22 protein-coding genes and 2 pseudogenes are annotated in these 25,922 nt (G+C 69.5%); 14 read left to right on the plus strand and 10 right to left on the minus strand.

Going from position 1 to position 25,922, the window contains the following annotated elements; all coding sequences use genetic code 11:
* Positions 1 to 154 precede the first annotated feature (154 nt).
* Together AC6EXY_RS18300 and AC6EXY_RS18305 are read left to right on the plus strand one after the other, a co-directional pair.
* Positions 155 to 328 (plus strand): annotated as a pseudogene (locus tag AC6EXY_RS18300) (tetratricopeptide repeat protein); the annotation flags it as partial.
* The gene (locus AC6EXY_RS18305) at positions 302 to 763 is read left to right on the plus strand and encodes a tetratricopeptide repeat protein (RefSeq protein ID WP_499817607.1); all 462 of its coding nucleotides are present in this window, start codon (positions 302 to 304) and stop codon (positions 761 to 763) included. The pseudogene AC6EXY_RS18300 and the gene AC6EXY_RS18305, both read left to right, overlap by 27 nt.
* Positions 764 to 785: 22 nt before the next feature.
* On the opposite strand, the gene AC6EXY_RS18310 is transcribed toward AC6EXY_RS18305, so the two are convergent.
* The 4 genes from AC6EXY_RS18310 to AC6EXY_RS18325 form a co-directional block, all read right to left on the minus strand.
* A complete protein-coding gene (locus AC6EXY_RS18310) occupies positions 786 to 1,241 on the minus strand; it encodes a hypothetical protein (protein WP_499817605.1) in 456 nt (151 codons plus the stop codon).
* 266 nt (positions 1,242 to 1,507) lie between these two features.
* Positions 1,508 to 2,461, minus strand: coding sequence for a hypothetical protein (locus AC6EXY_RS18315; RefSeq protein WP_499817604.1), 954 nt, complete (start codon positions 2,459 to 2,461; stop codon positions 1,508 to 1,510).
* On the minus strand, positions 2,458 to 3,048 hold the full coding sequence (locus AC6EXY_RS18320; RefSeq protein ID WP_499817603.1) for a sigma-70 family RNA polymerase sigma factor: 591 nt from the start codon (positions 3,046 to 3,048) through the stop codon (positions 2,458 to 2,460). The genes AC6EXY_RS18315 and AC6EXY_RS18320 overlap by 4 nt, the downstream gene beginning before the upstream one ends.
* 15 nt (positions 3,049 to 3,063) lie before the next feature.
* On the minus strand, positions 3,064 to 3,285 hold the full coding sequence (locus AC6EXY_RS18325; RefSeq protein ID WP_499817602.1) for a hypothetical protein: 222 nt from the start codon (positions 3,283 to 3,285) through the stop codon (positions 3,064 to 3,066).
* Between the two features lie 623 nt (positions 3,286 to 3,908).
* On the opposite strand from AC6EXY_RS18325, the gene AC6EXY_RS18330 reads away from it, so the two are divergent.
* Both AC6EXY_RS18330 and AC6EXY_RS18335 read left to right on the plus strand, forming a co-directional pair.
* Positions 3,909 to 4,178, plus strand: a complete 270-nt coding sequence (locus tag AC6EXY_RS18330) for a helix-turn-helix domain-containing protein (RefSeq protein WP_499817601.1) — start codon at positions 3,909 to 3,911, stop codon at positions 4,176 to 4,178.
* A 211-nt stretch (positions 4,179 to 4,389) separates the two neighbouring features.
* The gene (locus AC6EXY_RS18335; protein WP_499817600.1) at positions 4,390 to 5,604 is read left to right on the plus strand and encodes an ATP-binding protein; all 1,215 of its coding nucleotides are present in this window, start codon (positions 4,390 to 4,392) and stop codon (positions 5,602 to 5,604) included.
* A gap of 105 nt (positions 5,605 to 5,709) precedes the next feature.
* Here AC6EXY_RS18335 and AC6EXY_RS18340 read toward each other — a convergent pair whose 3' ends face one another.
* A complete protein-coding gene (locus tag AC6EXY_RS18340; protein ID WP_499842374.1) occupies positions 5,710 to 6,195 on the minus strand; it encodes an SAM-dependent methyltransferase in 486 nt (161 codons plus the stop codon).
* A 291-nt stretch (positions 6,196 to 6,486) separates the two neighbouring features.
* Here AC6EXY_RS18340 and AC6EXY_RS18345 point away from each other — a divergent pair, with 291 nt between their 5' ends.
* The 3 genes from AC6EXY_RS18345 to AC6EXY_RS18355 all read left to right on the plus strand — a co-directional run bounded on the left by AC6EXY_RS18345 (position 6,487) and on the right by AC6EXY_RS18355 (position 9,927).
* Positions 6,487 to 7,317: a toll/interleukin-1 receptor domain-containing protein gene (locus AC6EXY_RS18345; protein ID WP_499817598.1), complete on the plus strand. Its 831-nt coding sequence runs from the start codon at positions 6,487 to 6,489 to the stop codon at positions 7,315 to 7,317.
* A 671-nt stretch (positions 7,318 to 7,988) separates the two neighbouring features.
* Positions 7,989 to 9,377 (plus strand): IS701 family transposase, encoded by a 1,389-nt coding sequence (locus tag AC6EXY_RS18350; protein WP_499817606.1) that lies wholly within the window; start codon positions 7,989 to 7,991, stop codon positions 9,375 to 9,377.
* Positions 9,378 to 9,477: 100 nt separating this feature from the next.
* Positions 9,478 to 9,927 carry a hypothetical protein gene (locus AC6EXY_RS18355; RefSeq protein WP_499817597.1) on the plus strand — a complete coding sequence of 150 codons (450 nt, stop codon included), beginning with the start codon at positions 9,478 to 9,480 and terminating at the stop codon, positions 9,925 to 9,927.
* A 306-nt stretch (positions 9,928 to 10,233) separates the two neighbouring features.
* Here AC6EXY_RS18355 and AC6EXY_RS18360 read toward each other — a convergent pair.
* Together AC6EXY_RS18360 and AC6EXY_RS18365 are read right to left on the minus strand one after the other, a co-directional pair.
* Positions 10,234 to 10,590 (minus strand): annotated as a pseudogene (locus AC6EXY_RS18360) (SAM-dependent methyltransferase); the annotation flags it as partial.
* A gap of 303 nt (positions 10,591 to 10,893) precedes the next feature.
* Positions 10,894 to 12,717 (minus strand): TIR domain-containing protein, encoded by a 1,824-nt coding sequence (locus AC6EXY_RS18365; protein WP_499817596.1) that lies wholly within the window; start codon positions 12,715 to 12,717, stop codon positions 10,894 to 10,896.
* Between AC6EXY_RS18365 and AC6EXY_RS18370 the strand changes: the two genes are divergently transcribed.
* Positions 12,702 to 13,364, plus strand: a complete 663-nt coding sequence (locus AC6EXY_RS18370) for a pyridoxamine 5'-phosphate oxidase family protein (protein ID WP_101829897.1) — start codon at positions 12,702 to 12,704, stop codon at positions 13,362 to 13,364. The genes AC6EXY_RS18365 and AC6EXY_RS18370 overlap by 16 nt on opposite strands.
* A 147-nt stretch (positions 13,365 to 13,511) precedes the next feature.
* On the opposite strand, the gene AC6EXY_RS18375 is transcribed toward AC6EXY_RS18370, so the two are convergent.
* Entirely contained in the window at positions 13,512 to 16,121 is a 2,610-nt protein-coding gene (locus AC6EXY_RS18375) for a DUF4118 domain-containing protein (protein ID WP_499817595.1), read from the minus strand.
* Positions 16,122 to 16,380: 259 nt separating this feature from the next.
* Here AC6EXY_RS18375 and kdpF point away from each other — a divergent pair, with 259 nt between their 5' ends.
* From kdpF to AC6EXY_RS18405, 6 genes are all read left to right on the plus strand, one after another.
* On the plus strand, positions 16,381 to 16,470 hold the full coding sequence (gene kdpF / locus AC6EXY_RS18380) for a K(+)-transporting ATPase subunit F (protein ID WP_101829892.1): 90 nt from the start codon (positions 16,381 to 16,383) through the stop codon (positions 16,468 to 16,470).
* Positions 16,470 to 18,203, plus strand: coding sequence for a potassium-transporting ATPase subunit KdpA (gene kdpA / locus AC6EXY_RS18385; protein ID WP_499817594.1), 1,734 nt, complete (start codon positions 16,470 to 16,472; stop codon positions 18,201 to 18,203). Before kdpF ends, kdpA begins: the two co-directional genes overlap by 1 nt.
* Positions 18,200 to 20,566, plus strand: coding sequence for a potassium-transporting ATPase subunit KdpB (gene kdpB, locus AC6EXY_RS18390; RefSeq protein ID WP_499817593.1), 2,367 nt, complete (start codon positions 18,200 to 18,202; stop codon positions 20,564 to 20,566). Before kdpA ends, kdpB begins: the two co-directional genes overlap by 4 nt.
* A 3-nt stretch (positions 20,567 to 20,569) precedes the next feature.
* The gene (locus tag AC6EXY_RS18395; RefSeq protein ID WP_101835252.1) at positions 20,570 to 21,472 is read left to right on the plus strand and encodes a potassium-transporting ATPase subunit C; all 903 of its coding nucleotides are present in this window, start codon (positions 20,570 to 20,572) and stop codon (positions 21,470 to 21,472) included.
* Positions 21,473 to 21,505: 33 nt separating this feature from the next.
* Entirely contained in the window at positions 21,506 to 22,318 is an 813-nt protein-coding gene (locus AC6EXY_RS18400; RefSeq protein WP_499817592.1) for a response regulator, read from the plus strand.
* A gap of 219 nt (positions 22,319 to 22,537) precedes the next feature.
* Positions 22,538 to 24,349, plus strand: coding sequence for an N-acyl-D-amino-acid deacylase family protein (locus AC6EXY_RS18405; protein WP_499817591.1), 1,812 nt, complete (start codon positions 22,538 to 22,540; stop codon positions 24,347 to 24,349).
* A gap of 210 nt (positions 24,350 to 24,559) precedes the next feature.
* Here the strand turns inward: AC6EXY_RS18405 and AC6EXY_RS18410 are convergent, their stop codons facing one another.
* The gene (locus AC6EXY_RS18410; RefSeq protein ID WP_165818642.1) at positions 24,560 to 24,757 is read right to left on the minus strand and encodes a hypothetical protein; all 198 of its coding nucleotides are present in this window, start codon (positions 24,755 to 24,757) and stop codon (positions 24,560 to 24,562) included.
* An 83-nt stretch (positions 24,758 to 24,840) separates the two neighbouring features.
* Entirely contained in the window at positions 24,841 to 25,896 is a 1,056-nt protein-coding gene (locus tag AC6EXY_RS18415) for an aldo/keto reductase (protein ID WP_101835266.1), read from the minus strand.
* Between the last annotated feature and the right edge of the window lie 26 nt (positions 25,897 to 25,922).

Raw genomic sequence — 25,922 nt, forward strand, 5'->3', positions numbered from 1 at the left:
CGATCGACCCCTGGAAGATCGGACTCGTCGCGAAAGCCGCCCTCGTCATCCTCCACACCGAGTACCGCAGGACCGCCTAACACCCAACACCACGCCACGACGCTGATGTCACGCAACGCCACGAAAGGTTACCGGGAAAGGCTCACTTGCTGGGGCTCACATCGCGAATGGTCGGCCGGATCGTGCGACTCCCCATCTTGAACTCGTAGTCGACCATCGCGAGCGCATTCTTGGTCCAAGCGATCCGCGTGCAATGGAGGCGCGGGAAATGATCGCGGCGGTCTATAGATCTGATGGGCAGCTGGGTGCGGCACGCTTTCACCTTGAACGGCGGTTCAGGCACAGCAGATCAACGCATGGTGACGCGGACCCGCGCACCCTGCGCGTCGCGTCCAATCTGGCTGACGTCTACGGCCAAACCGGTCGGCTATCGCAGGCCGTCACCCTCCACGAGCATGTATACAGCCATCGGGCCTACGCTCTCGGCGCCAGCCATCCTGACACTCGCGCCAGCCGTGGGAGCCTCGCCGACGCTTACCGTGATGCCGGACGGTCCACTGACGCCGAGCCTCTCTACCGTGCCGCATTTGCGGAAAATCTTCGTGACTTCGGCCCATATCATCCGGATACCGTCAGAGTGCGCTCCTCGCTCGCCGAGGTGAGCCGCCGGGAACCGATAGAAAGTCGACCCGATCCCGGCCTGCGGAATCCGGACGAGCAGCGGTCACTTCCTGATGCAGCGCACTTTCGCCCGAGAGGATGAGTGGAATACTGGCGAGCCATCGCTATTCCGGCCGGGAAGGGTTGTCGCCATCGGCATCTCGCGCCTGCGGCTGGTCGGACGGGTGATCCAAATGCCCGGTCTTCTCGAAAAGACGCGATCGTGCGCTGTCGCCAGGATCGAACCGGTCCGCCAGCGCGGCACTGTGTCGCTCTTCGCGGGCCCGGGCCTCTCGTGCGTCCGCTTCATCCTGAGCCTTGTCGGCGAGATCGCGCATTGTTCGATCAAGCCACTGTCGGTTCCACTCCTCCGCCTGCCCGGCAGCGATGCGGTCGGTTGCCTCGTCGGCGTAGCGGGTGTTCCAGGTGCGGCTGAAGTGGCCGTCCCAGTCGACAGGGCGTAGCGGGGGGTGGTCGTCGGAGGGCTGCTCCGACGGTCCCGCGGGAGCGGGTGGCACGGGCCCGGTCGGGGCCGGGTCCTCGTCGGGGTTGGGCTCGGGGGTGGTGGAGCTGTCTGGCATCGCGAGTCCTCCCTTGGCCTGACACCAGAAGTAATGATCCCACTGCTGGTTCCGCGCCGCGTCCTGCCTGGCCGTTGTTCGGTCCGTCGCCTCGTCGGCGTAGCGGGCGTTCCAGGTGTGGCTATGGTGACGAAGCGGGCACCGGTGCGGGTCTCCTCGCCGGACTCCAGATCGTCAACGGCATGACGCCGTCCCGATCTGCGTCCTCTGGGGCTGAGACAGCGCCGCCACCGGATCCGCGCGGGTGGGACAGCCAGGGGCGGGGTTCAGGATCCGGCGCGGGCCAAGGCTCTTTCGATGTGGGCCAGGCCGTCGTTGCGGACCTCGAACACGCCGGGCGCGACCTCCTTGGAGCGTAGTTCGATCAGGCCGTCCCAGCCGGGCGGCCAGCGGGTGGAACGCGACCATCTGACGCCGAGCAGTGGCACCTCCAGCAGGCTCACCCTGCTCAGGTCCGCGTCGGTGAAATCGTTGCGGGCCGACGTCAGGTCCTGCAGGTAGACGCCACTGCGGGGACTGCCGCGGCTCTCGGTGGTGGCCTGGGCGAGGGCCCGCGAACGGTCGCGCGCCCGGCTGAGGTCGCGGTCTCGCTTCAGGTCGGACAGGAAGGTCTGCGCGATCGGCTGGTCGTTTGCAGGCATGCGGTCGAGGACATGCTCCACGGCACGGTCGAGCAGGCGGGCCTGGGCGACGACGAGGTCGAGCAGCAGGTCGCGTGCGGGCCGCCGGGCGCGGCTTCGGGCAGCACGGCCAAGCGCGAGTCGCCGGGCCACGCCCAGGGCGTTGTCCCGTGCGTTGTCGAGCTCGATGGCGAGTTCCCGACTGGCGTCGAGGTCGAGATCGATCACGAGATCGCTGGCCACGGAAAGGCTCTGTCCGATGGCCAGGGCGGTGTCTCGCTGAAGGAACCAGGTGAGGCCTCGACACATGGAGACGAGCATGTCGAGACGGAACACGAGGGCCAGTCCGAGGACCGCCGGATGCGCCCGCAGGCACAGTCGCTCCGCGGGCGGCAGGGATCGCAGGCATTCGGCGGTCGCGGTGCCCGCGGATCCCGATGTCGCCATCACCGGGCGGGGCGCCAGGGTGGCGGCTGGGCGTTCTGGCGGGAGAAGGGCGCGAAGCCCCGCGTCGAGATCCAGGCGCATCTCCAGGTCGTCGATCAGTCGTGCCCTGCCGGCGATCAGCAGGTTGTCGAGCAGGTCGTCGGGATCCGTCATGGCGCGTCCTTCGTTCTCCTGCGCAGGTTGACCGCCTCGCGCAGTGTCCGGCGGGCCTTGTGTAGTGCCACGCGCACCGCCTCCGGTGTCATCCTCAGCTGTTCCGCGATCTCGATCGGCGCGTAGCCGTCATAGACCCACGCCATCACCTGCCGTTGCCGCGGTGGCAGCGCAGCCAGGATCCGGAGCACCTCGCTGCGCTCGATGACGGCGTCGAGATCGGACTCGTTGCGCACGAGCGGGGAGTGCCAGTCCGGCAGCTCCGCGACCGGGTACTCGGCGGCGGTGCCGATGCGGCGGGCATAGCGGCGTGAGGCGACCTTGCGCGCCCACGACCAGGGATGGTCGATGCGATCCCAGCGGTCAAGGGCCAAGGCCATCGTCTCCTGAGCCACTTCGACGGCGTCGGACTGCCGAGCTCCCTGCACGATCAGGAAGCTCACGAGGGCGGGGAGAAAACTTCGGTAGAAGTCGCTGAATTCCGCCCGCGTTCTCTCGGATGGGCCCCTGGTCGAGCTGACGGGGGCGCCGGAGGTCGCGAGATCACCCAGTGCTGTGGGGTCAGGCGGATCGGTTCTGCTGTCCATGGTGTCGGGTCCCCGTCAGTGGATCAGAGCGGACGGCGCGAGCGCGGCGATGCGCGTGCCGTCCGACCGCTGGTCGACAAGCGCACCGCCGGCCGGCAGGCGGCCGGCGAGGTCGACGAGCAGCAGGCGGCGCGGATCGGCGTGCTGGATCGACGCTCGAAGGCGCAGTCGCGGCGCTGCCAGACCAAACGCCTTGCTCACGAGCACCGCCGTGGTACTCGTAAGGACTGGATCCACATGTGCTCCTCGTTGAGTGGACGTCTGCGTTGACGTCGGTTAATAGAGGAGCGGACGGGGGCGTGTCGTTACCCGCGCGGCGGGTATTCCTTGTAGTTGTCTATCTATTGCGTTTATTTTGCCGGATGTAGCGGTTGGCGGGGCGGGTGGCGCGGCGGAGAGGGTGGGGTAGGGAGCACTGCGACCGTCATACGGGTAAATGTTTTAGCTAATTCAGGGTTGGTGGCGTTCTGGCGGAGGGCGTGGGCGAGGGTGTTGAGGATCTGCTCGCATTCGGACCCATACGCTCGGGCCCCACCATCCTGACCGCCAAGCGGTACATCGTTGACCCGGGGCTGATCGGTGCATCGCTGCGTCTGGACGTGAACGCCCCGCTCGTCACCTGGTCTGGCTACGTGACGAACTCGGAGACCGCTTCGTAGCCGGCAAGGAGTTGCGCCCGAGGTCTGGTCGGGACGTCGCGGTCAGACTGATCTTCGTGTTTGATCCATGGTCGCAGGCGGTCCTGTTGGTCGCTGGCGACAAGGCCGGGGCTTGGTCGCACTGTACAGAAGCGCGATAGCGCAGGCGGAAGTCGTGTACGACGGGTGGCTGTCCGCTGAGAGGAAGAGGCGGGAAGGTGTATGAGCGAGTTCTACGACTGGGATGAGATTCGGGCGGAACTGCACGACGGTGACCACGAGGCGGACGCCGTGGAACGCGCGCGTTCCGAAGCATGGGCCAGCGCCTTCCATCTCGCGGAGGAGCGCAAGCGGCTCGGCCTGACCCAGCGGCAGGTCGCGGAGCTGATGGGCGTCTCGCCAGGCCGGGTCGGCCAGATTGAGAACGGTGATCTCGACGTCAACGAGGTGGCGACGTTGAGCCGCTACGCGCGGGCTCTGGGTGCCGGATGAGGATCGTCTTCGACTACGGCGACGACCTCCGACAGATCGCCTGAGCCAGCTCCCGGTCGGCCGCGTCCACGGCCGCCGGTACCGCCGTAAGCGGGAGAGTGGTACTCAACCCATCCGGAGATTGGTACTCATGGGGTCCGGGAGTTGGTACTGGGGGCGTTTGGAGATTGGTAGTCTTGGTCGGGTGGACCGGCCCTATGTGCCTCGCCTGGTGGATGATCTGCTTCGGGAGCTGCTGGCCGAGCTGCCGGCCCTGCTGGTGGTCGGGCCGCGGGCGACGGGCAAGACGACGACGGCGGCCCGGCACGCCCGCACCATCGTCCGGCTTGACCAGCCTGGTCAGGCGTTCGCCTTCGCGGCCGATCCGGATGCGGCGTTGCGGGATCTGCCGGAGCCGATCCTGCTCGACGAGTGGCAGATGGTGCCGACCGTGCTCGGGGCGGTCAAGCGCGCGGTGGACACCGATCCCCGCCCAGGCCGCTTCATTGTGACCGGATCGGTTCGCGCCGATCTCGAGGCGGACAACTGGCCGGGGACCGGGAGGCTCGTGCGGATCGCGATGACGGGGCTTGCCGTTCGCGAGATGGTGCACCGGGCTGACGGGCCGACGTTCCTGGACCGTCTCGCGGCCGGCGAGGTGGAGTCGCTCGCGCTCCCGCCGGATGTGCCCGACCTGCGGGACTACGTGGAGATGGCGCTGCGCGGCGGGTTTCCAGAGTCCGCGCTTCACCTCTCGGCGCGGGCACGGGCTCGCTGGCTCGACGGCTATCTGGACCAGCTGCTCACCCGGGACGTGGAGATACTGGGGGAGCATCGCGACCCAGCTCGGCTGCGGCGCTACTTCGAGGTGCTGGCGCTGAACTCTGCCGGCCTTGTGCAGGCCCGGACGCTGCACGAGGCCGCCGGCATCAACGCGAGGACAGCCGACGCCTACGATCGTCTGCTCCAGAACCTGCTCGTCGCCGAATCCGTGCCGGCGTGGTCGACGAACCGGCTCAAACGCCTCGTCCGCGGAGCCAAGCGGTACATCGTCGACCCGGGGCTGATCGGTGCCGCCCTGCGTCTCGACGTGAACGCCGTGCTGCGCGACGGCGATCTTCTCGGCCGGATTCTCGACACCTTCGTCGCCGCCCAGCTGCGGGCCGAACTCCCCGTCGGCTCGGCGCGCCCGCGGCTTTATCACCTGCGTCAGGAGAAGGGCCAGCACGAGGTCGACCTGCTCGCGGAGCTGGGAGCGGAACGCGTGATCGGCATCGAGGTGAAGGCGCACGCCGCGCCCGACGCCAGCGCCGCTCGTCACCTGGCCTGGCTGCGCGACGAACTCGGCGACCGCTTCGTCGCCGGCGTCGTCCTGCACACCGGCCCCCGCCGCTACCGCCTCGCCCCCGACATCCACGCCGTCCCTATCTGCGCCCTGTGGGGCTGAGCGGCGGGCTACGTCCTCGATCAGGTCTGTTCGGACATTCCGTCCGGAAACGCCTGGAACTCGCCCTCAGCGTTGATCCCCATCACGGCGGCGCGGATGGGTCGCTCAGGGGATGCGGGCGACGGCGCCGTAGATGCTGACCTGCTCGTCGGTCAGGTTCTCGTTGACGTCGCCATCGGGCCGCCAGCGGTGCACGACCTGGACGCCGGGATCGAGCAGCTCGAGACCGTCGAAGAACCGGGTGACCTCCGCCCGGCTGCGCGGCGCGGCGGAGATCCCCCGGTCCCGGTAGGCCTGCGCCGCCCGCGCGCTGGCCGCCGGCGTGAAGTCGGCCGTGCCGTGGGTGAGGGCGAGGTAGCTGCCGGCGGGCAGCGCGTCGACGAGCCGGCGGACGATGCCATGCGGATCGTCCGAGTCCGGGAAGAAGTGCAGGACCGCGATGACGGACAGGGCGGCCGGCCGCGTGAGGTCGAGGGTCTCGCGCAGCTGCGCGGAGGAGAGGATCGACTCGACGTCGTGCAGATCGGCGTCGACGTAGGCGGTGCGGCCGTGCGGGCCGCTGGCCAGCAGCGCGCGTGCATGGGCCAACACGATCGGTACCACCCCTCGATTGCACACGTCTATCGAGAGGTCGGTTTGGGCATCGTCGCGGCGCAGGTAGGGCAGTTGCCCCTTGAGGGGGCTGGGCCCGGCCTGGTCATCCTGGCGTTCTGACCAGCATTTTTCGCGCCGCTCGCTGGGTGGCATGGCGGCCCTAACCGGCCCGCGAGGTTGAGCGAGCCCACGGTGGCCGGGCGCTCTATCTGGCGCGTCGATTCTACGAAAATGAGCAACGGAGTGGCAGACTGTCCCGGTATGAGTACGGGGGCCCCGGGCAAGCAGGTGGACTTCTTCGTCTCCTACACGGGGATGGACGAGGCGTGGGCCACGTGGGTCGCCGAGGTGTTGGAGGCCGTAGGCCGGACGACCGTGGTGCAGGCGTGGGACTCTCCTGTCGGGGAGAACTTCGTGACTTGGATCAGCGAACAGATGGATGCTGCGGACCGCACGGTCGCGATCTGCTCGGACGCGTATTTCGCGTCGCACTGGTGTACGCAGGAGTGGGCGGGCGCGCTTGCCGGACGTAAGTTGACCCCACTGCGGGTCGCGGCCTGCCGGATCCCGTCGGTACTGGCGACGATTACCTATCGGGATCTTTTCGGCGTGGATGAGGTGACTGCGCGTCGTCGCCTGCTGGAGGCGGTCGGTCTGGCCCATCCGGACCGGGTTTCGGAGGGCTTCCCTGGCGGCGCTGCATCACCGGTGTTCCCGGGTGGTCCGACTCCGGTGGGCGAAGTTCCTCCTGCACGTCTGGAGGTGTCGGGCACGGATCTGGCATCGTCGCGCACAGGTAGCGAGAGTCAACGGAGGCGTCGGCTTCTATCGAGATCCCGCCACACCCTGGAGAGACATCCAAAACGATATGAAGATGGGGTTTATCAAAGCGTCCTTGGAAGCGCGGGTAGAGTCACGGGAAGAATTGCCAAAGGACTAGTCGGCGAAGTTCGACTCAATGTTCGCGGCTCCACAGAGACTTTTCTTGCCTATTCTAGCGACCCATGTGGCGAAATCCTAGAAGGAAGTCGTGTGATTGTCGTCGACTATCAGCTGCCAAGGACTGTATTTGTTCGCACCCTCCCTGATCGCGGCAATGTTGAAGATCAAAGAAGCTAACGCTCATTTCAATTCAAACGGGGGATATTTTTGTCATGGCCGTTTTAGTCTGGCTGGCCGTGGGTGCCTTCATCATTCTCATTTTGACGTTGTCCTGGAGTCGGCTATGGAGAATTCCGGCGCCAGATGAAGCACTAATCATTACAGGGCTACGGATCCGCCACGGCCATGGTGACATATCGAGATCCGATTTTAAGATCGTGACCGGTCGTGGCACCCTCGCGCTTCCCGGTTTACATGTCGCGCGAAAGATTTATCTCGACTCTACGCAAACCTCCCTCGAAGTGGACTGCGTCACAAACCAAGCCATTTCGGTCCAAAATTCATGGTGTCGTCCTCATTCATGACTTTGAGGAATATATTAGCAAAGTCTCCAGACCCTTCTCCGCCGCAGCGGAGCGGGTCGCGATTGAAAGCGAGCAAATATCGGCTATTCATTAAGCGGAGGCGAAGAGGAACGCGTCCATCGCCGAGTTGGCTGCGCGCCAGAAAGTCGTTGAGGAGCAGACGCGGCTTGCTAGTACTACAGCCCCAGTGATCGCCGTGTGGTCTCTTATCGCGAATGCGGCGTGGCGTGAGCTGTGGGGCGGCCACCGTGGGTTTCTTCGTAGTTTGTGAGAACAAACGAAGATGCCGCGGCGGCCGCGGCCCGTAGCATATCCGGGGTGGACGTGGCCATGTGGGAGGCCGGGTTGGAAGAGCTGTTCGGCCGGGTCGCGGGCTGTTTCCGGTCCGAGCAGCCGCAGACCCAGGCGCGGGCCTATGTGGCCGGGTTGTTGTCTCGGACGGAACGGAAGAACGGATGGACACTGGCGGAGTTCACCCGCGAGGCCGGGCCGCAGAAGATGCAGCGTTTGTTGAACGAATACGCGTGGAACGCCGACGCGGTGCGTGACGTCGTCCAGTCCTATGTGGTGGAGAACCTGGCCGAGCCGGACGGGGTTCTGGTAGTGGACGAGACCGGGTTCCTCAAGAAGGGGACCTCGTCGGCGGGAGTGCAGCGGCGGTACAGCGGCACCGCGGGCCGTATCGAGAACTGCCAGATCGGAGTGTTCGCCGCCTACGTCTCCGGGAAAGGACGAGCGTTCGTCGACCGGGAACTGTATCTTCCCGCAAGCTGGACCGAGGACCGGGCGCGGTGCGCGGCAGCGGGTGTGCCGGCCAGGGTCGGGTTCGCGACCAAGCCACTGCTCGCGTTGGACATGATCCGCCGGTTCTGGGTGACGCATCGGGAGATCGGCTGGGTCGCCGGCGACGAGGCGTACGGCATGGACCCCGAACTACGCGACTGGCTCGAAGAACACCGGATCGGCTATGTTCTGGCCGTCAAGAAAGACACCCAGGTGACCACGACCGTCGGCCGTCGCCGCGTGGACACCCTCGCCGGAAAGGTCCCCGCCCGAGCCTGGGAGACATATTCCTGCGCCGACGGTTCGAAAGGACCCCGCCTGTACGACTGGGCGCTGGTCGACACGATCGACTGCGCCGGCCCGGACAACCGACCCCAGCAGATCCTTATCCGCCGCTCACGCACCCAGAAGAAAGAACTCGCGTTCTTCATCACCCACAGCCCGCGGCCGGTCCCGCTCGCCACCCTCGTCACCGTCGCGGGACGCCGCTGGGGCATCGAGGAATGCCTCCAGTCAGGCAAGAACGAGGTCGGCCTGGACCACTATCAGGTTCGGCTCTACCACGCCTGGTACCGGCATATCACGTTGGCGATGCTCGCCCATGCCTGGCTCGCTGTCACCGCACGGAGAAACCACGAGGAAAACCCGCCGGCCGTCCCACCAACGATGACCGCGGTGGGATACCAGCGCCTTCCCCGCGGCCTCCCTATCGCCGAGCAGGCCGAACTGGACAAAACCATGATGGCGCCGTTCACCCTCAACGAGATCCGTCACATCACTGCCCTGTTCGGACAGGCCGTCATCCCACCAGCCGTGATCACCTGGTGGTCGGACTGGCGTCGCCGCCACCAAGCGCGCGCCCGCTATTACCACTTCCAGACCCGGATCCGGGCCGCCCAGCAGATCGTTAGGCCAACAGCGGCCACATAAAGATCACTGTGACTGCAGTACTAGCCTCGAGGCGCGCCAAGTCGAGGAAGAGCTGTTGTCGAAAGTTCGACGGCCCGCAGACGCCAACGCATACGAGGTAGTGGCACAGGCGGAGGCAGCTGCCAAGGCGGCGCGACTCAGGGCCGACGCCGATGCATATCAGCGGCGGGTCCTCGGTGAAGCGGATGCGCACGCAATCCGAGTGAATGGCCTCGCCGAGGCCGAAATTATTCACGCTCGCGGAGAGGCCCTTGCGTCCAATCGGGAAGCGGTGATTGGCCAGCAGTTAGCCAAGAACTGGAGCGACATCGTGCGCGCCGGCGCGGAAGCATTTGGCGGGGTCGACAATATGGTGGTGCTCAATGGTGCAAGCGGGCTCTCAGACATGCTGACCAACGTGCTGTCGCAAGGCGCGGTAGCGCTATCGATGATCAGATCGCTATTGGGCGAATCAGCCAGAGGAGGCGAAGGGATAACGGAGAACACTGACGCGGAGCCCAAGCGGGAGGCCCGGAAAGTTGAAGCCTCGAGCGAGGAGCCAATAACCTGACAAGGCCGCCAACCAGGACGCGGGCGGCGAGCAGTGACCAGCAGCCGAGTCCCGGGTGGACGGGCGGTCCTGCGCCGATGCAACGGTCGGCACACAGCCCCAGCCCGCCGCGCCCACACCGTGAGACGCGTGCAATACGGGGACGGACTACAGGCCGGGGCGATTTCTCAGGAAGATGCTGGTCAGAAGCCTGAAGCCTGAAGCCTGAAGCCTGAAGCCTGAAGCCTGAAGCCTGAAGCCTGAAGCCTGAAGCCTGAAGCCTGAAGCCTGAAGCCTGAAGCCTGAAGCCTGAAGCCTGAAGCCTGAAGCCTGCGCGAGGGCGATCGGGTCGTTGTCGGTGTAGACGACCCGTGTGTCGGGTGCCACCGCCTGGGCGATCTCATGCAGGTTCGGGGAGGTCGGGATGCCAGTACCGACGTCCAGGAACCGTCTGATCCCCGCGTCCGCGACCAGACAGCGGATCGCGCGGACCATGAACGCCCGGTTCTGCAGCGCGGTGTTGCGGATGTTCGGGAACGACCGGGCGGCCTGCTCGGCGGCGTCCCGATCGGCCGGAAAGTTGTCCTTACCGCCGAGGAGATAGTCGTAGACCCTCGCGGAGTGGGGCCGATCGATCTTAAGATCGATCGGCTCGCCATCTCTGAGGGAGGTGTTCCACGTCAGCTGATCACTCGTGCGCGCCTCGCCGGACCCCACCACGGCAGTGCCCCTTTGCGTCTCTGGAAGAACCCTGTTCGTCTCCGAAAGCGGTCGAAACCAGCACCAACCTATCCCAGTGCCCTGAGTCTTAGGTTCAGGATCCGGCGCGGGCGAGGGCTCTGTCGTTGTGGGCCATCCCGTCGCTGCGAATCTCGAACATTCCGGCCGCGAGAGCGAGTCGCCGAGCCACCTCGCGGGAGCGACCGCACGCGCGTTTCGGCCGGTTGGTGTCCGGGCTGAGGCGGACGAAGGCGTGGTCGCGCGGAGCTATGGGCGTTTGCCGGCGTCGGCGGCCAGGCTCGTTCGGTCGAGTTGGCGGAGGTAGTACATGAACTGGGGGTCGTCCGCGATGAGTCGGCGGCGCAACGCGTCGTAGTACAGCACCCTGCCGATGTCCGCGTCCGAGGCCATGGCCTCGCCGACACCGTCCGTGAGAACCCTGGCGGCCCTCTTCGCGACGCTGGAACCACCGTGCGTGAACCGGTCGAGGGTGAGGACGCCGTCGGGGGTCGCGGCCAGGCTCACGAGCAGTTCGATGCACGCCGTCTCATCGGAGCCGTCGAGGCCGGCGAACGCCTCCACCGCCCGCTGGTACTTGAGGTGCAGCTCCTTGGTGACCCGCCTGCGCGCCTGCGCGATGCCGGTGCGGACCGTCCGATGGGTGGGCGCGGTCTCCTCGATGAGGGCTATTCCGAGCAGATGCCAGCAGAGGACCTGGGCGGTGATGAGACTGCCGTGGGCGGCCCGGACGATCGCGGCGCGGTCCTCGAAGCTGATGTTCAGCGCCTGCTCGCCCTTGCGGATCAGTTCCTCGACCTGGTCGTTGGTGGCCCATTCGGGAGAGAAGACGCGAATGCGGTTCGCGATGTCGAAGCTCACCTCGACCAGGGACTGGGCCGTGTTCGGCACTCCCACGATCACCAGCTTGCGCTCGCGGTCGTCCGTGTCCGCCAGGTGCTTCAGGTAGTCGACGGCGCGGCGCTTCTGGTCCAGGGACAGCCGGTGGAAGTCGTCGATCGCGACGATGCCCGAATGCTCGTCGCCGTCGATGATCCGGTCGATCTTCGCCCGGTCCTTCTCGGTGCGGGCGCTGAGGATCCGCGGCTCCTTCAGCCGGCGGGAGTCCTGCTCGATGGCATGCCGCAGGAACGTCGTCTTGCCGATGCCGGACGGGCCCTCCAGGACCACGCTCAGTCCGGGCTGGCGCAGCGACATCCCGAACGTCACGAACTCCGCCGGCTGCACGAACGTGACCTCGGGAATCCCGGTCGGCTTGAAGACCTCGCCGACCTCCCAGATCCGGATCCGCCGCACGGCTGCCGCCGCCTGCAGGTCCAGGTCCTCCAGCGAGGGACGCGGCGGGGCCGTGGTCCGCTGGGCCGGATGCGGCGGAGCCGTGCGTGCGATCAGGTATGGCGAAGTGGCCCCTTCCCTCCGCGACGGCGGCGAGCCCGCGACCATCTCCTCCGAGAGGACAACCTCCCCTTCCACCGGGAAGACCGGCGGGGCCAACGGTTTCGCGCGGCCGCCGATCGCCGCGCGGACGCCCTCCAGCAGGACGCGGCGGGCCTCGGCATCGTCCCTGCCGAACAGGTCGACCGCGACGACCGCACCGAGCAGGCCCGGCCGGTCGCAATCCTCCACCCGGACCGGGAGCAGCCGGCGGGTCAGGCCGGTCGGATCGGCGCGGAACGCGGCGTTCCATTCCGCCTGGCTGTACACCGACCGCAGATACGCCTCCGACACCACCGCGATGGTCCTGGTAGAACGCTCCAGACCCTCCGCCATCGACGCCGTCCAGTTCGAGCCGGGGACAAAGTCCCAGGCCTGGATCAGCACGTGGAAGCCGTCCGCCTCAAGCTCCCAGGCGATCCACTCGGCCCACTGCTGATCCGCCGCTGTATACGAGATGAAGAAATCCCACTGCTCGTCCGAGCGCCCCCCGCTGGCCATTGCCCAAGTATGACCGATCCGCTCGGGTGCCTTCTCGCCGGATGTCGCCGGGTTGACGACAGGAAGGTTGACGCGAAGAAAATCGGTGGATGGTGTTCGGGGTCGCGGCCAGGATGGGCGGCATGTTGCTTCCTTCACGTCTTGCCGAGCGGATCACCTATGCCGACGGGGCGCTGTGCGCCGTGCTGGACGAGGCGCTCGTCTGCCATGTGGGTGTCGTCGTCGACGGGGAGCCGCACGTGCTGCCGACGATGCACTGCCGGGTCGAGGATCGGCTCTATCTGCACGCGTCGACGGCGTCCCGGATGGGACTCGCGGCGCGGTCGGCGCCTATGCGGGTGTGTGTGACGGTGTCGATTCTCGACGGGCTCGTGCTCGCGCGATCCGCGTTCCACCATTCGCTGAACTACCGGTCCGTGGTCATCCACGCCGACGCCGCGCTGGTGCGGGACGACGAGGAGAAGGCGCGGGTGCTGGCCGCGTTCGTGGAACGGGCCGGCGCCGGGCGATCCGACCAGTGCCGGGGGCCGAACGCGCGGGAGCTCGCGGCGACAGCGGTGCTCGCCGTGCCTCTGACCGGCGACGGCGTCGACACTGCCGTCAAGGCGCGCACCGGGCCGCCGGTCGACGACGAGGCCGATCTCGCGCTACCGCACTGGGCGGGCGTCGTCCCCGTCCAGCTCGTCGCCGCCGCGCCGCGGCCGGACGGCGACGGCCCGGTGCCGTCCGGCCTCGCGCCTACCTTGGCCCACCTCGATCGGCCGGCCCCACGGGACGCCTCGTGAGGTGACGCGGGGGAAAGGGCCGTCCTGTCAACTTCAACGGGACGAATCGGGCGTGCGGCCATGCGTACGTGACACGCAGTTCGCTTCCCGCACGCACGCACGCACGCACGCACGCCCGCACGCCCGCCGAAATGCCGCTTCGGCGGGTCAGAGCGGGTTCGTCCGGGCGGGGCTGGGAGCGACGTCGGGCTCGGTGTCGGGGCCGGCGTCGTCAAGGGTGGCCAGGGAAGTCGGGGCCGGAGTGGTCGCGGGGAGGCTGACGACCATGGTGAGGCCGCCGCCGGGAGTGTCCTCGGGGGTGAGGGTGCCGTGCATGGCCTCGGTGAGGCCGCGGGACAGGGCGAGGCCGAGGCCGACGCCGGTGGTGTTGTCGCGGTCGCCGAGGCGCTGGAAGGGTTGGAAGACCTGGTCGCGGGCGACGACCGGAATGCCGGGGCCGTGGTCGACGACGCGCAGTTCGACCCGGCCGGCGAGGCTGGACGCGGTGACGGCGGGCGGGTGGCCGGCGGGTGAGTGGCGCAGGGCGTTGCTGACCACGTTGACCAGCACGCGTTGCAGCAGCGCCGGGTCGGCGTCGACGGTGGGCAGATCGTCGGGCAGGCGGATGGTGATGGCGCGGGCCGGCGGGCCGAGTTCGTCCAGCGCGTGCGGGACGACGTCGTCGAGGCCGATCGGGCGGGGGAAGACGCTCAACGCCCCGGCCTGCAGGCGGGACATGTCGAGCAGGTTCTCGACCAGGCCGGTCAGGCGGTCCAGCGACTCGTCGGCGGTGGCGAGCAGTTCGGCCTGCTCGTCGGCGTCGAGCAGGGCGGCGCCGCCGCGCAGGCCGGTGACGGCGGCCTTGGCGGCGGCCAGCGGGGTGCGCAGGTCGTGGCTGACGGCGGTGAGCAGGGCGGTGCGGACCCGGTCGGCCTCGGCGATCGGCGCGGCCTCGGCGGCCGCTTCCGCGAGGCGGCGGCGTTCGAGGGCGACGGCGGCCTGGGCGGCGAACGCGGCGAGGATCCGCCGGTCGGCGGCGGGCAGCGGACGGCCGCGCAGCACCAGCGCCAGCTCGTCACCGACCGGCACGTCCACCGACCCCTGCTCGGGCCGCACGCACGGATCGGACCCGACGGCCATGACCACCCGCCACTCGTCACCGTCGCTGCTGCTCGCGCGTTCGAGCAGGGTGGCCGAAGTCATGGCGAAGGTCTCGCGGGCGCGGTCGAGCAGGGCGGGCAGGGCGTCCTCGCCGCGCAGGACGCTGCCGGCGAGCATGGACAGGGTGGCGGCCTCGGCGGAGGCGCGCACGGCCTGGCCGTAGCGGCGTGCGGAGGTGTCGACGACCCGGCTGACCATGGCGGCGACCAGGACGAATCCGGCCAGCGCCAGCACGTCGTTGCTGTCGGCGATCGTCAGGCGGTGCAGCGGTGGGGCGAAGTAGTAGTTCAGCAGCAGGCCGCTGCCCAGCGCGCACAGCAGGGCCGGCCAGAAGCCGCCGACGATCGACACCAGCACCACGATGATCAGATAGCCGAGGATCTCGGACGCCAGGTTGACGGTGCCGCGGCCGTTCACGAGCAGGGCGGTCAACGCGGGGACGAGCGCGAGGGTCAGCAGGGTGGCGGCGGCGCGGCGGCGCGGCGCGAGGCCGCTGTGCACCCGGGGCAGCCGCCAGCCGGAGCCGACCTCGGCGTGGGTGACCATGTGCACGTCGATCGGACCGGAGGCGTTCGTCGTCGTCACGCCGATGCCGGGGGACAGGATGCGGGCGAGGCGGCCGCGGCGGCTCGCGCCGAGGACGAGCTGGGTGGCATTGGCGGAGCGGGCGAAGTCGAGCAGGGCGGACGGCACGTCGTCGCCGACGACCTGGTGGAACGTGCCGCCGAGGCTCTCGGCGAGGGCGCGCTGGCCGGCGAGGGCGGCGGGGTCCGCGCCGGTGAGGCCGTCGGAGCGGGCGACGTGCACGGCGAGCAGGTCCGCGCCCTTGGTCCGGGACGCGATGCGGGCGGCGCGGCGGATCAGGGTGTCGCCCTCGGGGCCGCCGGTGAGCGCGACGACGACCCGTTCGCGGGTCTCCCAGACGCCGCCGATGCCGTGTTCGGCACGGTAGCGGTCGAGCTGGTCGTCGACCTTGCCGGCGAGCCAGAGCAGGGCCAGCTCGCGCAGCGCGGTCAGGTTGCCGGGGCGGAAGTAGTTCGCCAGCGCCGCGTCGACCTTGTCGGGGGCGTAGATGTTGCCGTGGGCCATCCGCCGCCGCAGCGCCTCGGGGGCCATGTCGACCAGCTCCACCTGGTCGGCCTGGCGGACGACGGCGTCGGGGACGGTCTCCCGCTGCGGGACCTCGGTGATCGTCTCGACGACGTCGTTGAGGGATTCCAGGTGCTGGACGTTGACGGTGGAGATGACGCTGATGCCGGCGGCGAGCAGCTCCTGGACGTCCTGCCAGCGCCTGGCGTTGCGGCTGCCGGGGACGTTCGTGTGCGCGAGCTCGTCGACGACGGCGACGGCGGGACGCCGGGCCAGCACCGCGTCGAGGTCCATCTCGGTGAACGACGCGCCACGATGCTCGAGGAAGCGGCGGGGGATCACCTCCAGACCCTCGAGCATCTCGGCGGTGTGCGCGCGGCCGTGCGTCTCGACGAGGCCGACGACGACGTCGGTCCCCCGGTCGCGGCGCCGGCGCGCCTCGTCGAGGGCGGCGTAGGTCTTCCCGACTCCGGGCGCCGCCCCCAGATAGATCCGCAGTGTTCCCCGTACTCGTGACACGGCCTCCATGCTGCCCTGGTCCGGCCTGTGTGGGAACCATCGGAACGTCCGGACAGGCCGCTTTTTCTTGATCGATGTTAGTGATCCGTGAGAATCGGCGACGCTGCCGTGAGAAGCGTGTGATCGATCGTCCGTTTCGGATTTCTTCGGGCTTTACTGAGGCCCTTGCCGGGTGAAGGAGGAGGCGCATGCAAGACGTGGTGTACGTCCTGCTGACGCTGGGTTGTTTCGCGCTGTTGGCGCTTGTCCTGCGAGGAGTCGAAAGGCTGTGAACGCGGAGAACATCGCCGGCCTGGTACTGGCGGTCGGGCTCGGGATCTACGTCCTGGTCGCCCTGCTGTTCCCGGAGCGGTTCTGATGTCGAGTTCCGTAGCCGGGGTACTGGCCGTCGCGCTGCTCGTCGCGGCGCTGTGGATCACGTATCGCCCGTTCGGCGACTACATGTACCGGGTGTTCACCTCGAAGCGGCACCTCCGGGTTGAGCGGGCCGTCTACCGGCTGACCGGGGTGAACCCCGAGGCCGGGCAGCGCTGGCCGGTGTACGCCCGAGGCGTGCTGGCGTTCTCGCTGGTCAGCGTGCTGCTGCTGTACCTGCTGCAACGCGTGCAGGCCTACCTGCCACTCGATCTCGGCTTCCACGGGGTCGCCCCGCCGCTGGCCTGGAACACCGCGGTCAGCTTCACGACGAACACGAACTGGCAGGCGTACTCCGGCGAGTCGACCCTGGGCCATCTGGTCCAGATGGCCGGCCTCGCCGTGCAGAACTTCGCCTCCGCCGCCGTCGGCATCGCGGTGGCGATCGCGCTGGTCCGCGGCCTGGCCCGACGCCGGGCGGCGACGACCCAGGCCGCCACGGCGGGCGGGCGTGGCGACTTTCCGCTCGGTGGCGGTAGCGGCACCGGCGACGAGCTGGGGAACTTCTGGGTGGACCTCACCCGGGCGGTGATCCGGATCCTGCTGCCGATCAGTGTGCTGGCCGCGATCGTGCTCGTCGCTGGCGGCGCCATCCAGAACCTGCACGGCGTCCGGATCGTCGACACGCTCGCGGGTGGCCATCAGGCGATCACCGGTGGACCGGTCGCCAGCCAGGAGGCCATCAAGGAACTCGGCACCAACGGCGGCGGCTTCTACAACGTCAACTCGGCGCATCCGTTCGAGAACCCGACGTCGTGGACCAACCTCGTCGAGATCTACCTGCTGCTGGTCATCGCCTTCTCGCTGCCGCGAACCTTCGGCCGCCTGGTCGGCGACCGCCGCCAGGGCCTCGCGATCGTCTCGGTGATGGCGGCGCTGGCGATCGCCAGCTTCGCGGTCGGCGCGACGTTCCAGGCCCTCCACCACGGGACGGTGCCCACCGCGGTCGGCGCGGCCACCGAGGGCACCGAGACCCGCTTCGGCGTGCCGAACTCGTCGTTGTTCGCCAGCGCGACGACGCTCACCTCCACCGGTGCGGTGAACTCGTTCCACGACTCGTACACGAGCCTCGGCGGGGCGACCCTGCTGTTCAACATGATGCTCGGCGAGGTCGCCCCCGGCGGCACCGGATCCGGCCTCTACGGGATGCTCGTCCTCGCCGTCGTCACGGTCTTCGTGGCGGGGCTCATGATCGGCCGGACGCCCGAATACCTCGGTAAACGGATCGGGTCCCGGGAGATCAGGTTCGCCGCTCTCTACTTTCTCGCGACACCGACGATCGTGCTGCTCGGCACTGGCGTCGCCATGGGCCTTCCCGGGGAACGGGCCGGAATGCTCAACTCCGGCGCGCACGGGCTGTCGGAGGTGCTGTACGCGTTCACCTCGGCTGCCAACAACAACGGGTCGGCGTTCGCCGGCATCACCGTCAACACCACCTGGTACAACACGGCGCTCGGCCTCGCGATGCTGTTCGGCCGGCTGCTGCCGCTGCTGTTCGTGCTCGGGATGGCCGGATCGTTCGCCCGTCAGCAGCCCGTGCCGGCGACCGTCGGCACGCTGCCGACCCACCGGCCGCAGTTCGCCGGAATGCTCGCCGCCGTGGCCCTGATCATCGTCGCGCTGACGTTCTTCCCGGCCCTCGCGCTCGGCCCGCTCGCAGAAGGAATCCACGCATGAGCACCACGACCCTCGACACCGGCGCCGGCGGACGCCCGCCGAGCTCGGGGCACGGCGGTCCCTCGAGCCCCGGCGCAGGCGGCGCACGACCCGTCGGCGGCGGCCTGCTCGATCCGTCCCAGCTGGTGCGCAGCCTGCCGGGCGCGCTGCGCAAGCTCGACCCACGCACGATGTGGCACAACCCGGTCATGTTCATCGTCGAGGTCGGCGCCGTGTTCACCACGGTGCTCGCGATCGGCGACCCGTCGGTGTTCGGCTGGCTGATCACCGGCTGGCTGTGGCTGACGGTCATCTTCGCGAACCTCGCCGAGGCGGTGGCGGAGGGCCGAGGCAAGGCGCAGGCCGAGGCACTGCGCCGCACCCGCACCGACACCGTCGCCCGCCGTCTCACCGGCTGGTCGCCCGGCGCCGCGCTCGACGACCTCCGCACCGCCGGGGACGGCCAACCGGTCGCCCATGACGGCTCCGGTGCGGCGGCGGACAGAACCGCGGTCACCGTCGAGGAGGTGCCGGCGCCGCGGCTGCGCCGGGACGACGTCGTCGTGGTCGCCGCCGGGGAACTCATTCCCGGCGACGGCGACGTCGTCGAGGGCATCGCCAGCGTCGACGAGTCGGCGATCACCGGCGAGTCGGCGCCGGTGATCCGTGAGTCCGGCGGCGACCGGTCGTCGGTCACCGGCGGGACGAAGGTGCTCTCCGACCGGATCGTCGTGCGGATCACCCAGCAGCCCGGCGAGAGCTTCATCGACCGGATGATCCGGCTGGTCGAGGGCGCCGACCGCCGTCGCACCCCCAACGAGATCGCGCTGAACATCCTGCTCGCCGCGCTCACCGTCATCTTCCTGCTCGCCGTCGCCACCCTGCAGCCGCTGGCGATCTACACGAAGTCGCTGCAGCCCGCGCTGCCCGACTCGGCCGCGCTCACCGGCCACGGCATCACCGGCATCGTGCTGGTGTCGCTGGTCGTCTGCCTGATCCCGACGACGATCGGGGCGCTGCTGTCCGCGATCGGCATCGCCGGGATGGACCGGCTGGTGCAGCGCAACGTGCTGGCGATGAGCGGGCGCGCCGTCGAGGCCGCCGGCGACGTCGGCACCCTGCTGCTGGACAAGACCGGCACCATCACCTTCGGCAACCGGCAGGCACGGGCATTCCTGCCGGTGCCCGGCGTCGGGGAGGCGATGCTCGCCGACGCGGCCCAGCTGTCCTCGCTCGCCGACGAGACGCCGGAGGGACGCTCGGTCGTCGTGTTCGCCAAGGAACGCCACGGGCTGCGGGAACGGTCGCCCGGCGAGCTGCGGTCGGCGACGTTCGTCCCGTTCACCGCGCAGACCCGGATGTCCGGGGTTGACCTCGCCGATCCCGACACGGGTGTCGGGCGGCAGGTCCGCAAGGGCGCGGCGAGCGCGGTCATTGCCTGGGTGCGGGCCGCCGGCGGCAGCGTCCCCACCGAACTCGGGGAGATCGTCGACGGCGTCTCCGCCGCCGGCGGCACCCCACTGGTCGTCGCCGAGATCGCCGGCACCGCCGACGACGCCGACGACGCCGACGACGCCGACGACGCCGCCGGCGGCACCGGCGGCACCGGCGGCGGGGGCGGGGGCGGCGGGACGCGGCGGGCGCGGGTGCTCGGCGTCATCCAGCTGGCGGACGTCGTGAAGACGGGCATGCGGGCTCGGTTCGACGAGATGCGCCGGATGGGCATCCGTACGGTCATGATCACCGGCGACAACCCGCTGACGGCGAAGGCGATCGCCGCGGAGGCCGGCGTCGACGACTTCCTCGCCGAGGCCACCCCGGAGGACAAGCTGGCGCTCATCCGCGCCGAGCAGGCCAAGGGCCATCTCGTCGCGATGACCGGCGACGGCACGAACGACGCCCCGGCGCTCGCCCAGGCCGACGTCGGCGTCGCCATGAACACCGGCACCTCCGCCGCCAAGGAGGCCGGAAACATGGTCGACCTCGACAGCGACCCGACGAAGCTGATCGAGATCGTCGAGATCGGCAAGCAGCTGCTCATCACCCGCGGCGCGCTGACCACGTTCTCCATCGCCAACGACGTCGCCAAGTACTTCGCGATCATCCCGGCGATGTTCGCCGGCGTCTACGGCGGGCTCGACCGGCTCAACATCATGCGGTTGGCGACGCCGGAGTCGGCGATCCTGTCGGCCGTCATCTTCAACGCGCTCGTCATCGTCGCCCTGATCCCGCTGGCGCTGCGCGGCGTGCGGTACGTGCCGAGCAGTGCCTCGGCGCTGCTGTCGCGCAACCTGTCCCGCTACGGCATCGGCGGGGTCATCGCGCCGTTCGTCGGCATCAAGATCATCGATCTGCTGATCCAGTTCGTCCCGGGGGTGGGCTGACCCATGTTCGCGCGTCTTCCCGGCTGGATGCGCCAGCACCTGGCCGCGCTGCGGATCCTGCTCGTGTTCACCGTCGTACTCGGCCTCGCGTATCCCCTGGCGATCCTCGGCATCGCCCAGCTGCCCGGACTGCGCGACCGGGCGGACGGCTCGTTCGTCACCGACGCGGCGGGCCACCGGGTCGGCTCGGCGCTGATCGGCCAGTCGTTCACCGATGCTCACGGCGATCCGATCGCCCGCTACTTCCAGTCCCGCCCCTCGGTGGCCGGTGACGGCTACGACCCCACGTCGACCTCGGCATCGAACCTCGGCCCCGAGGATGTCGTCGACACCTTCGACGACCCCGCGACCAAGGCCGACGACGAGAGCCGGCAGAGCCTGCTCACCCAGGTCTGCTCCCGCAGTGCCGCCATCGGCGCGTTCGACGGCGTGGACGGGCGGCGACCCTACTGCACCGCGAGCGGCGTCGGAGCCGTGCTCGCCGTCTACCACGCCGGTCCCGGGTACAGCGGGCGGATCACCAGGGTCGTCAGCGTGAACGAGCTGTGCCCGGCGCGGCCGTTCGTCGCCACCTACGGCGGCGTCGCCGTCAGCTGTCGCACGCTCGCCGACGACATCACCGCCGGGCAGCGGGTGCTCGTCCGGGGCGACGCGCCGGCGCGTCCCGCCGTGCCCGCCGACGCGGTGACCGCCAGCGGCAGCGGCCTCGACCCCCAGATCAGCACCGCCTACGCTGACCTGCAGGCCGCCCGGGTCGCCCGCGCCCGTGGGCTGACCGTCGCGCGGGTGCGGACGCTGGTCCAGGCACACACGGTCGGCCGGTCGCTCGGCTTCCTCGGCGAACCGGCGGTCAACGTGCTCAACCTCAACCGGGCGCTGGACGCGCTCACCCCGAGCCGGCGGTAGTGCCGGCATGGTGGCGAAGGGAGCCAGGGCAGGGTGGGACGCATCCTGATTGTCGAGGACGAGCCGCAGCTGCTGCGCGCGATGCGGATCAACCTGCGCAGCCGCGGCCACGAGGTCCGCACGGCGGCGACCGGAGCCCACGCCCTCACCGAGGCCGCCGGCCAGCCGCCTGATCTGGTCGTTCTCGACCTCGGCCTGCCCGACATGGACGGCATCGACGTCATCCGCGGGCTGCGCGGCTGGACCCGGGTCCCGATCATCGTGCTCTCCGGCCGGACCTCCGGGCAGGACAAGATCTCCGCCCTGGACGCGGGCGCCGATGACTACGTCACCAAGCCGTTCTCCATCGAGGAGCTGCTCGCCCGCATCCGCGCCGTCACCCGCCGCTCCGGCTCCGCCGAGGCCGGCCCGGTGATCGTCATCGGCCGCCACCGCATCGACTTCGCCGCCAGGTCCGTCACCGCCGCGGACCCGTCTCGGCGCACTCTCTCGGCGGAGGAGTCCACGCCTGCGGTGAACCGGGCGGCCGAGCTGGCCTCGGCGGTCCAGGGCGGCGCGGCGGTCCAGGGCGGCGCGGCGGTCGAGGGTGGCGCGGCGGGCGAGCGGGTGGCGGCGGTGCGGCTGACGCCGACGGAGTGGCGGCTGCTGGCGGCCCTGGTCCGCGAACCGGGAAAGCTGATCAGCTCCCGGGTGCTGCTCGACCAGGTCTGGGGCCCAGGCCACGGCGACGACACCTCGAGCCTGCGCCTGTACGTCAACCGCCTGCGCCGCAAGCTCGAACCGGATCCGTCCCGCCCTCGGCACCTCACCACCGAACCGGGAATGGGCTACCGCTATCAGCCCTGAAGACCGCGAATATCAGCCCTGAAGACCGCGAACGCGAACGGAGCGAGGGGCCGCCGTCCAGACGTCGGCGCCGAGGCCGCCGTGCCTAGTCGCCGACCTGCTGCGCTGACCGGCGAGTTCGTCTTCGTCTCGGAGCACTGACCATGCGGTATTCGCCCGCCCGGCCAGTTGGACGTCGGGTGTCACCCCGGCCGCACGTGCGAGAGTGAGAGCCGAATCATGCGCGGGCGGCGGGCCTCGCCGACGGCCGACCTTGTGGACGAGGGCGGGGCGCCGGATCAGAAAGCGGTGGTGGGCGTGATGGCGCGGGAGTTCGATCTGGTGATCCGCGGTGGCACCGTCGTCGACGGGACCGGCGCGGAGCAGGTGGATGCGGACGTGGCGGTCTTAGGCGACCGGATCGTCGAGGTCGGCACGGTCACGGGCGGTGGCCGCGAGGAGATCGACGCGGCGGGCGCGATCGTCACGCCTGGTTTCGTCGACGTCCACACCCACTACGACGGGCAGGTGACGTGGGAGAACCGGCTCTCACCCTCGTCGAACCATGGTGTCACGACGGTCGTCATGGGCAACTGCGGTGTGGGCTTCGCGCCGGCGCGCGCGGCCGAACGCCCGATGATGATCAGCCTGATGGAGGGGGTCGAGGACATCCCCGAGGTGGTCATGGCGGAGGGTCTGCCGTGGAACTGGGAGTCGTTCCCGGACTACCTCGAAGCCCTTGCGGCGCGGGAGGCTGACATCGACTTCGCGGCACAGCTGCCGCACTCGCCGCTGCGGGTCTACGTGATGGGGAAGCGCGGCGCGGAGCTCGAGCCGCCGACCACCGGCGACCTCGCCGAGATGCGCCGCCTGACCGCGCAGGCGATCCGCGCCGGCGCCGTGGGTGTCTCGACGTCGCGGACGTACGCGCACCGGTTCACCGACGGACGGCCCGCTCCCTCGATCCACACCGAGGACGAGGAGGCGCTCGCGCTCGCCGACGGCCTGCGCGACGCTGGAGCCGGCGTCTTCCAGATGGTGCCGAACACGAGGCTCCCGGTCGCCGAGCAGTACGCGCTGCTGCACGCGATCGCGCGCCGCTCCGGGCGCCCGGTCTCGTTCACCTTCATGCAGCACGAGGAGCAGCCGGGCGGCTGGCGGGAGATGCTCGGCCATCTCGACCAGGCCCGGGCGGAGGGGCTCGCGATCCGGGGGCAGATGCTGCCGCGGCCCACCGGCGCGCTGCTTGGCCTGGAGCTCTCGCTGCATCCGTTCGCGCTGAACCCGAGCTACGCGCCGCTCGCCGGGCTGCCGCTCGCGGAGAAGGTCGCGGCCCTGCGCGAGCCGCAGACGCGCCGCCGGCTGCTGGCGGAGACGCCGGCACATCCGCACGCGTTCTTCACGCACATCGTGTCCGACCTCGAGCGGATGTTCGTCCTGGGCGACCCGCCGAACTACAACCCGGCCGCCTCCGACAGCATCGCGGCGCGCGCCCGCGCGGCGGGTCGCAGCCCGGCCGAGGAGATCTACGAGGCGCTGCTGGCCCGCGACGGCCACGAGATCCTCTACCGGCCGCTGGGCAACCTGGTCGGTGCGCGGTTCGAGGGCTCGGGGCGCGACCTGCTCGGGCACGACCTCACCGTGCTGGCGCTCGGTGACGGCGGGGCACACTACTCGACGATCTGCGACGCGGCGTATCCGACGTATCTGCTGACCTACTGGATGCGGGACGCCACCGACGGCCGGGGCGTGACGCTTGCGCACGCGGTCAGGCTGCTGACGTTCGAGCCGGCGCGGGCGATGGGCTTCGCGGATCGTGGTCGGATCGCCGCCGGCATGCGGGCCGACCTCAACGTCCTCGACCTCGAACGCCTGCACCTGCACGCGCCGCGCGCGGTCTACGACCTGCCGGCCGGGGGGCGCCGCCTCGTCCAGCGGGCCGACGGCTACGTCGCCACGGTGAAGTCCGGCGCCGTCACCTATCGGGAGGGCGTCCACACCGGCGCGCTTCCCGGGCGCCTCCTGCGCGGCGCCCAGTCGGCTCCCGCATAGCCGACTCCCCCCGTTGTGAAGCCGGATGCTGACCGACGACGTCGTCGCTGCCGGTCCGGGGAACGTGTCGGACCTGCCCGGGCTGGCGTCGCCGCGGCGTTGGTCGAAGACGGCCAGGGTGCCGGTGGCGAGGTGGAGGCGGTCGAGGTAGTGGTCGAGTTGCCGGAGGCCGGCTGGCAGGGGGTTGGGTCGGCCGGTGGCCGGTGCCGTTCACGGCGCGTTGCGGAACGCGCCGGGAATCCCGGCGACCCGCTGTGCCCCACCATCACCGGCCGGCCGCTCAGCCGCGACGCTATCGAACGCCGGATCACCCTCCACACGGCCCGAGCCGCCGCAAGCTGCCCGTCGATCGCGGCCGACCTCTTCACTCATCAGCCCGCTGAGCCGATCGGTATCGAGCGACGGCACGGCCGCGGCCTCAGTCCGGCCCCGCCGGACGCCTCCGGCCCCGCCGGACGCCTCCGGCCTACCTGGTCACCATCGTTTTCTCCTCAGGCGACGGGCACGATCGGGGGTCGGAAGTCGACGCCCGGGCCGCCGAGCAGTGTCGGGGTGGTGGCGGCCACCGATTCGTGGGGCTGGCCGAGTGGAATCCGGCTGACCTTCTCCAGTCGCTGGTACTGTTCCTCACTCAGCCGAACGTCCAGGGCCGCGAGGTAGGCGTCCAGATGGGCCACGGTGCGTGGCCCGATCACCGGGACCAGTCCGGTCGTGGCGATCGCGGCCCGGTGCCGCAGCCACGCCATCGCGACCTGCACCGGCGCTGTCCCGAGTTCGCCGGCAACCTCGAGTACCGTGTCGACCACCACGCTCTTCTGCGCGGTGTCCTCGGTGTGGACCAGTTGCCCAAACGTGGTGAGCCGGCCCTCCGCGCTGTGCCGGTACTTGCCGGTCAACAGCCCACCACCCAACGGCGACCAGAGTGTCGCGCCCAGGCCCAGCGCCTCGGCCATCGGCAGGATCTCCCGATCGGCGGAACGTTCGACGAGGCTGTACTCGAACTGCACGCCCACGATCGGGGCCCAGCCACGCACCTCCGCGAGCGTGACAGCGCGCGCGGTACGCCAGGCCGGAAAATTCGACAGCCCCGCGTAGAGGATCTTCCCGGCCCGCACCAGATCATCCAGCGCGCGCACGATCTCCTCGACCGGGGTGACCGTGTCCGGGAAATGCACCCACAACAGGTCGATTCGGTCGGTGCGCAACCGGGCCAGGCTGCCCTCAACCGCCCGCACCATGTTCCGGCGAGAGTTTCCCGTGCCCTGTACGCCCGCGGCGGGGCCCGTCCCGACGGCGAACTTCGTCGCCAGCGTGAACTGGTCCCGCCGCGCGGGCAGCAGTTCCCCGAGGATCTCTTCGGACTCCCCAGCCTGGTAGGTCTCGGCGGTGTCGATGAAGGTGCCGCCCGCGGCGGCGAACCGGTCGAGCATCCGGGCCGACTCCCCGAGATCGCTGCCGCTGCCCCACCGGGTGCCGAAATTCCCGCCCCCCAGGGCATATTCGGAGACGCGTAGGCCATTGCCGCGGCCGAAGGTCAGGTATCGCATGATGCCCTCCCGCAAAGTACAGCGAT

Source organism: Frankia sp. RB5 (assembly GCF_059816245.1).

Coding starts and splice junctions, on each gene's coding strand:
- AC6EXY_RS18310 (WP_499817605.1), bottom strand. CDS start 1,241: ATGCCAGACAGCTCCACCACCCCCGAGCCCAACCCCGACGAGGACCCG.
- AC6EXY_RS18315 (WP_499817604.1), bottom strand. CDS start 2,461: ATGACGGATCCCGACGACCTGCTCGACAACCTGCTGATCGCCGGCAGG.
- AC6EXY_RS18320 (WP_499817603.1), bottom strand. CDS start 3,048: ATGGACAGCAGAACCGATCCGCCTGACCCCACAGCACTGGGTGATCTC.
- AC6EXY_RS18330 (WP_499817601.1), top strand. CDS start 3,909: ATGAGCGAGTTCTACGACTGGGATGAGATTCGGGCGGAACTGCACGAC.
- AC6EXY_RS18370 (WP_101829897.1), top strand. CDS start 12,702: ATGTTGCTTCCTTCACGTCTTGCCGAGCGGATCACCTATGCCGACGGG.
- AC6EXY_RS18375 (WP_499817595.1), bottom strand. CDS start 16,121: ATGGAGGCCGTGTCACGAGTACGGGGAACACTGCGGATCTATCTGGGG.
- kdpA (WP_499817594.1), top strand. CDS start 16,470: ATGTCGAGTTCCGTAGCCGGGGTACTGGCCGTCGCGCTGCTCGTCGCG.
- kdpB (WP_499817593.1), top strand. CDS start 18,200: ATGAGCACCACGACCCTCGACACCGGCGCCGGCGGACGCCCGCCGAGC.
- AC6EXY_RS18395 (WP_101835252.1), top strand. CDS start 20,570: ATGTTCGCGCGTCTTCCCGGCTGGATGCGCCAGCACCTGGCCGCGCTG.
- AC6EXY_RS18405 (WP_499817591.1), top strand. CDS start 22,538: ATGCGCGGGCGGCGGGCCTCGCCGACGGCCGACCTTGTGGACGAGGGC.
- AC6EXY_RS18415 (WP_101835266.1), bottom strand. CDS start 25,896: ATGCGATACCTGACCTTCGGCCGCGGCAATGGCCTACGCGTCTCCGAA.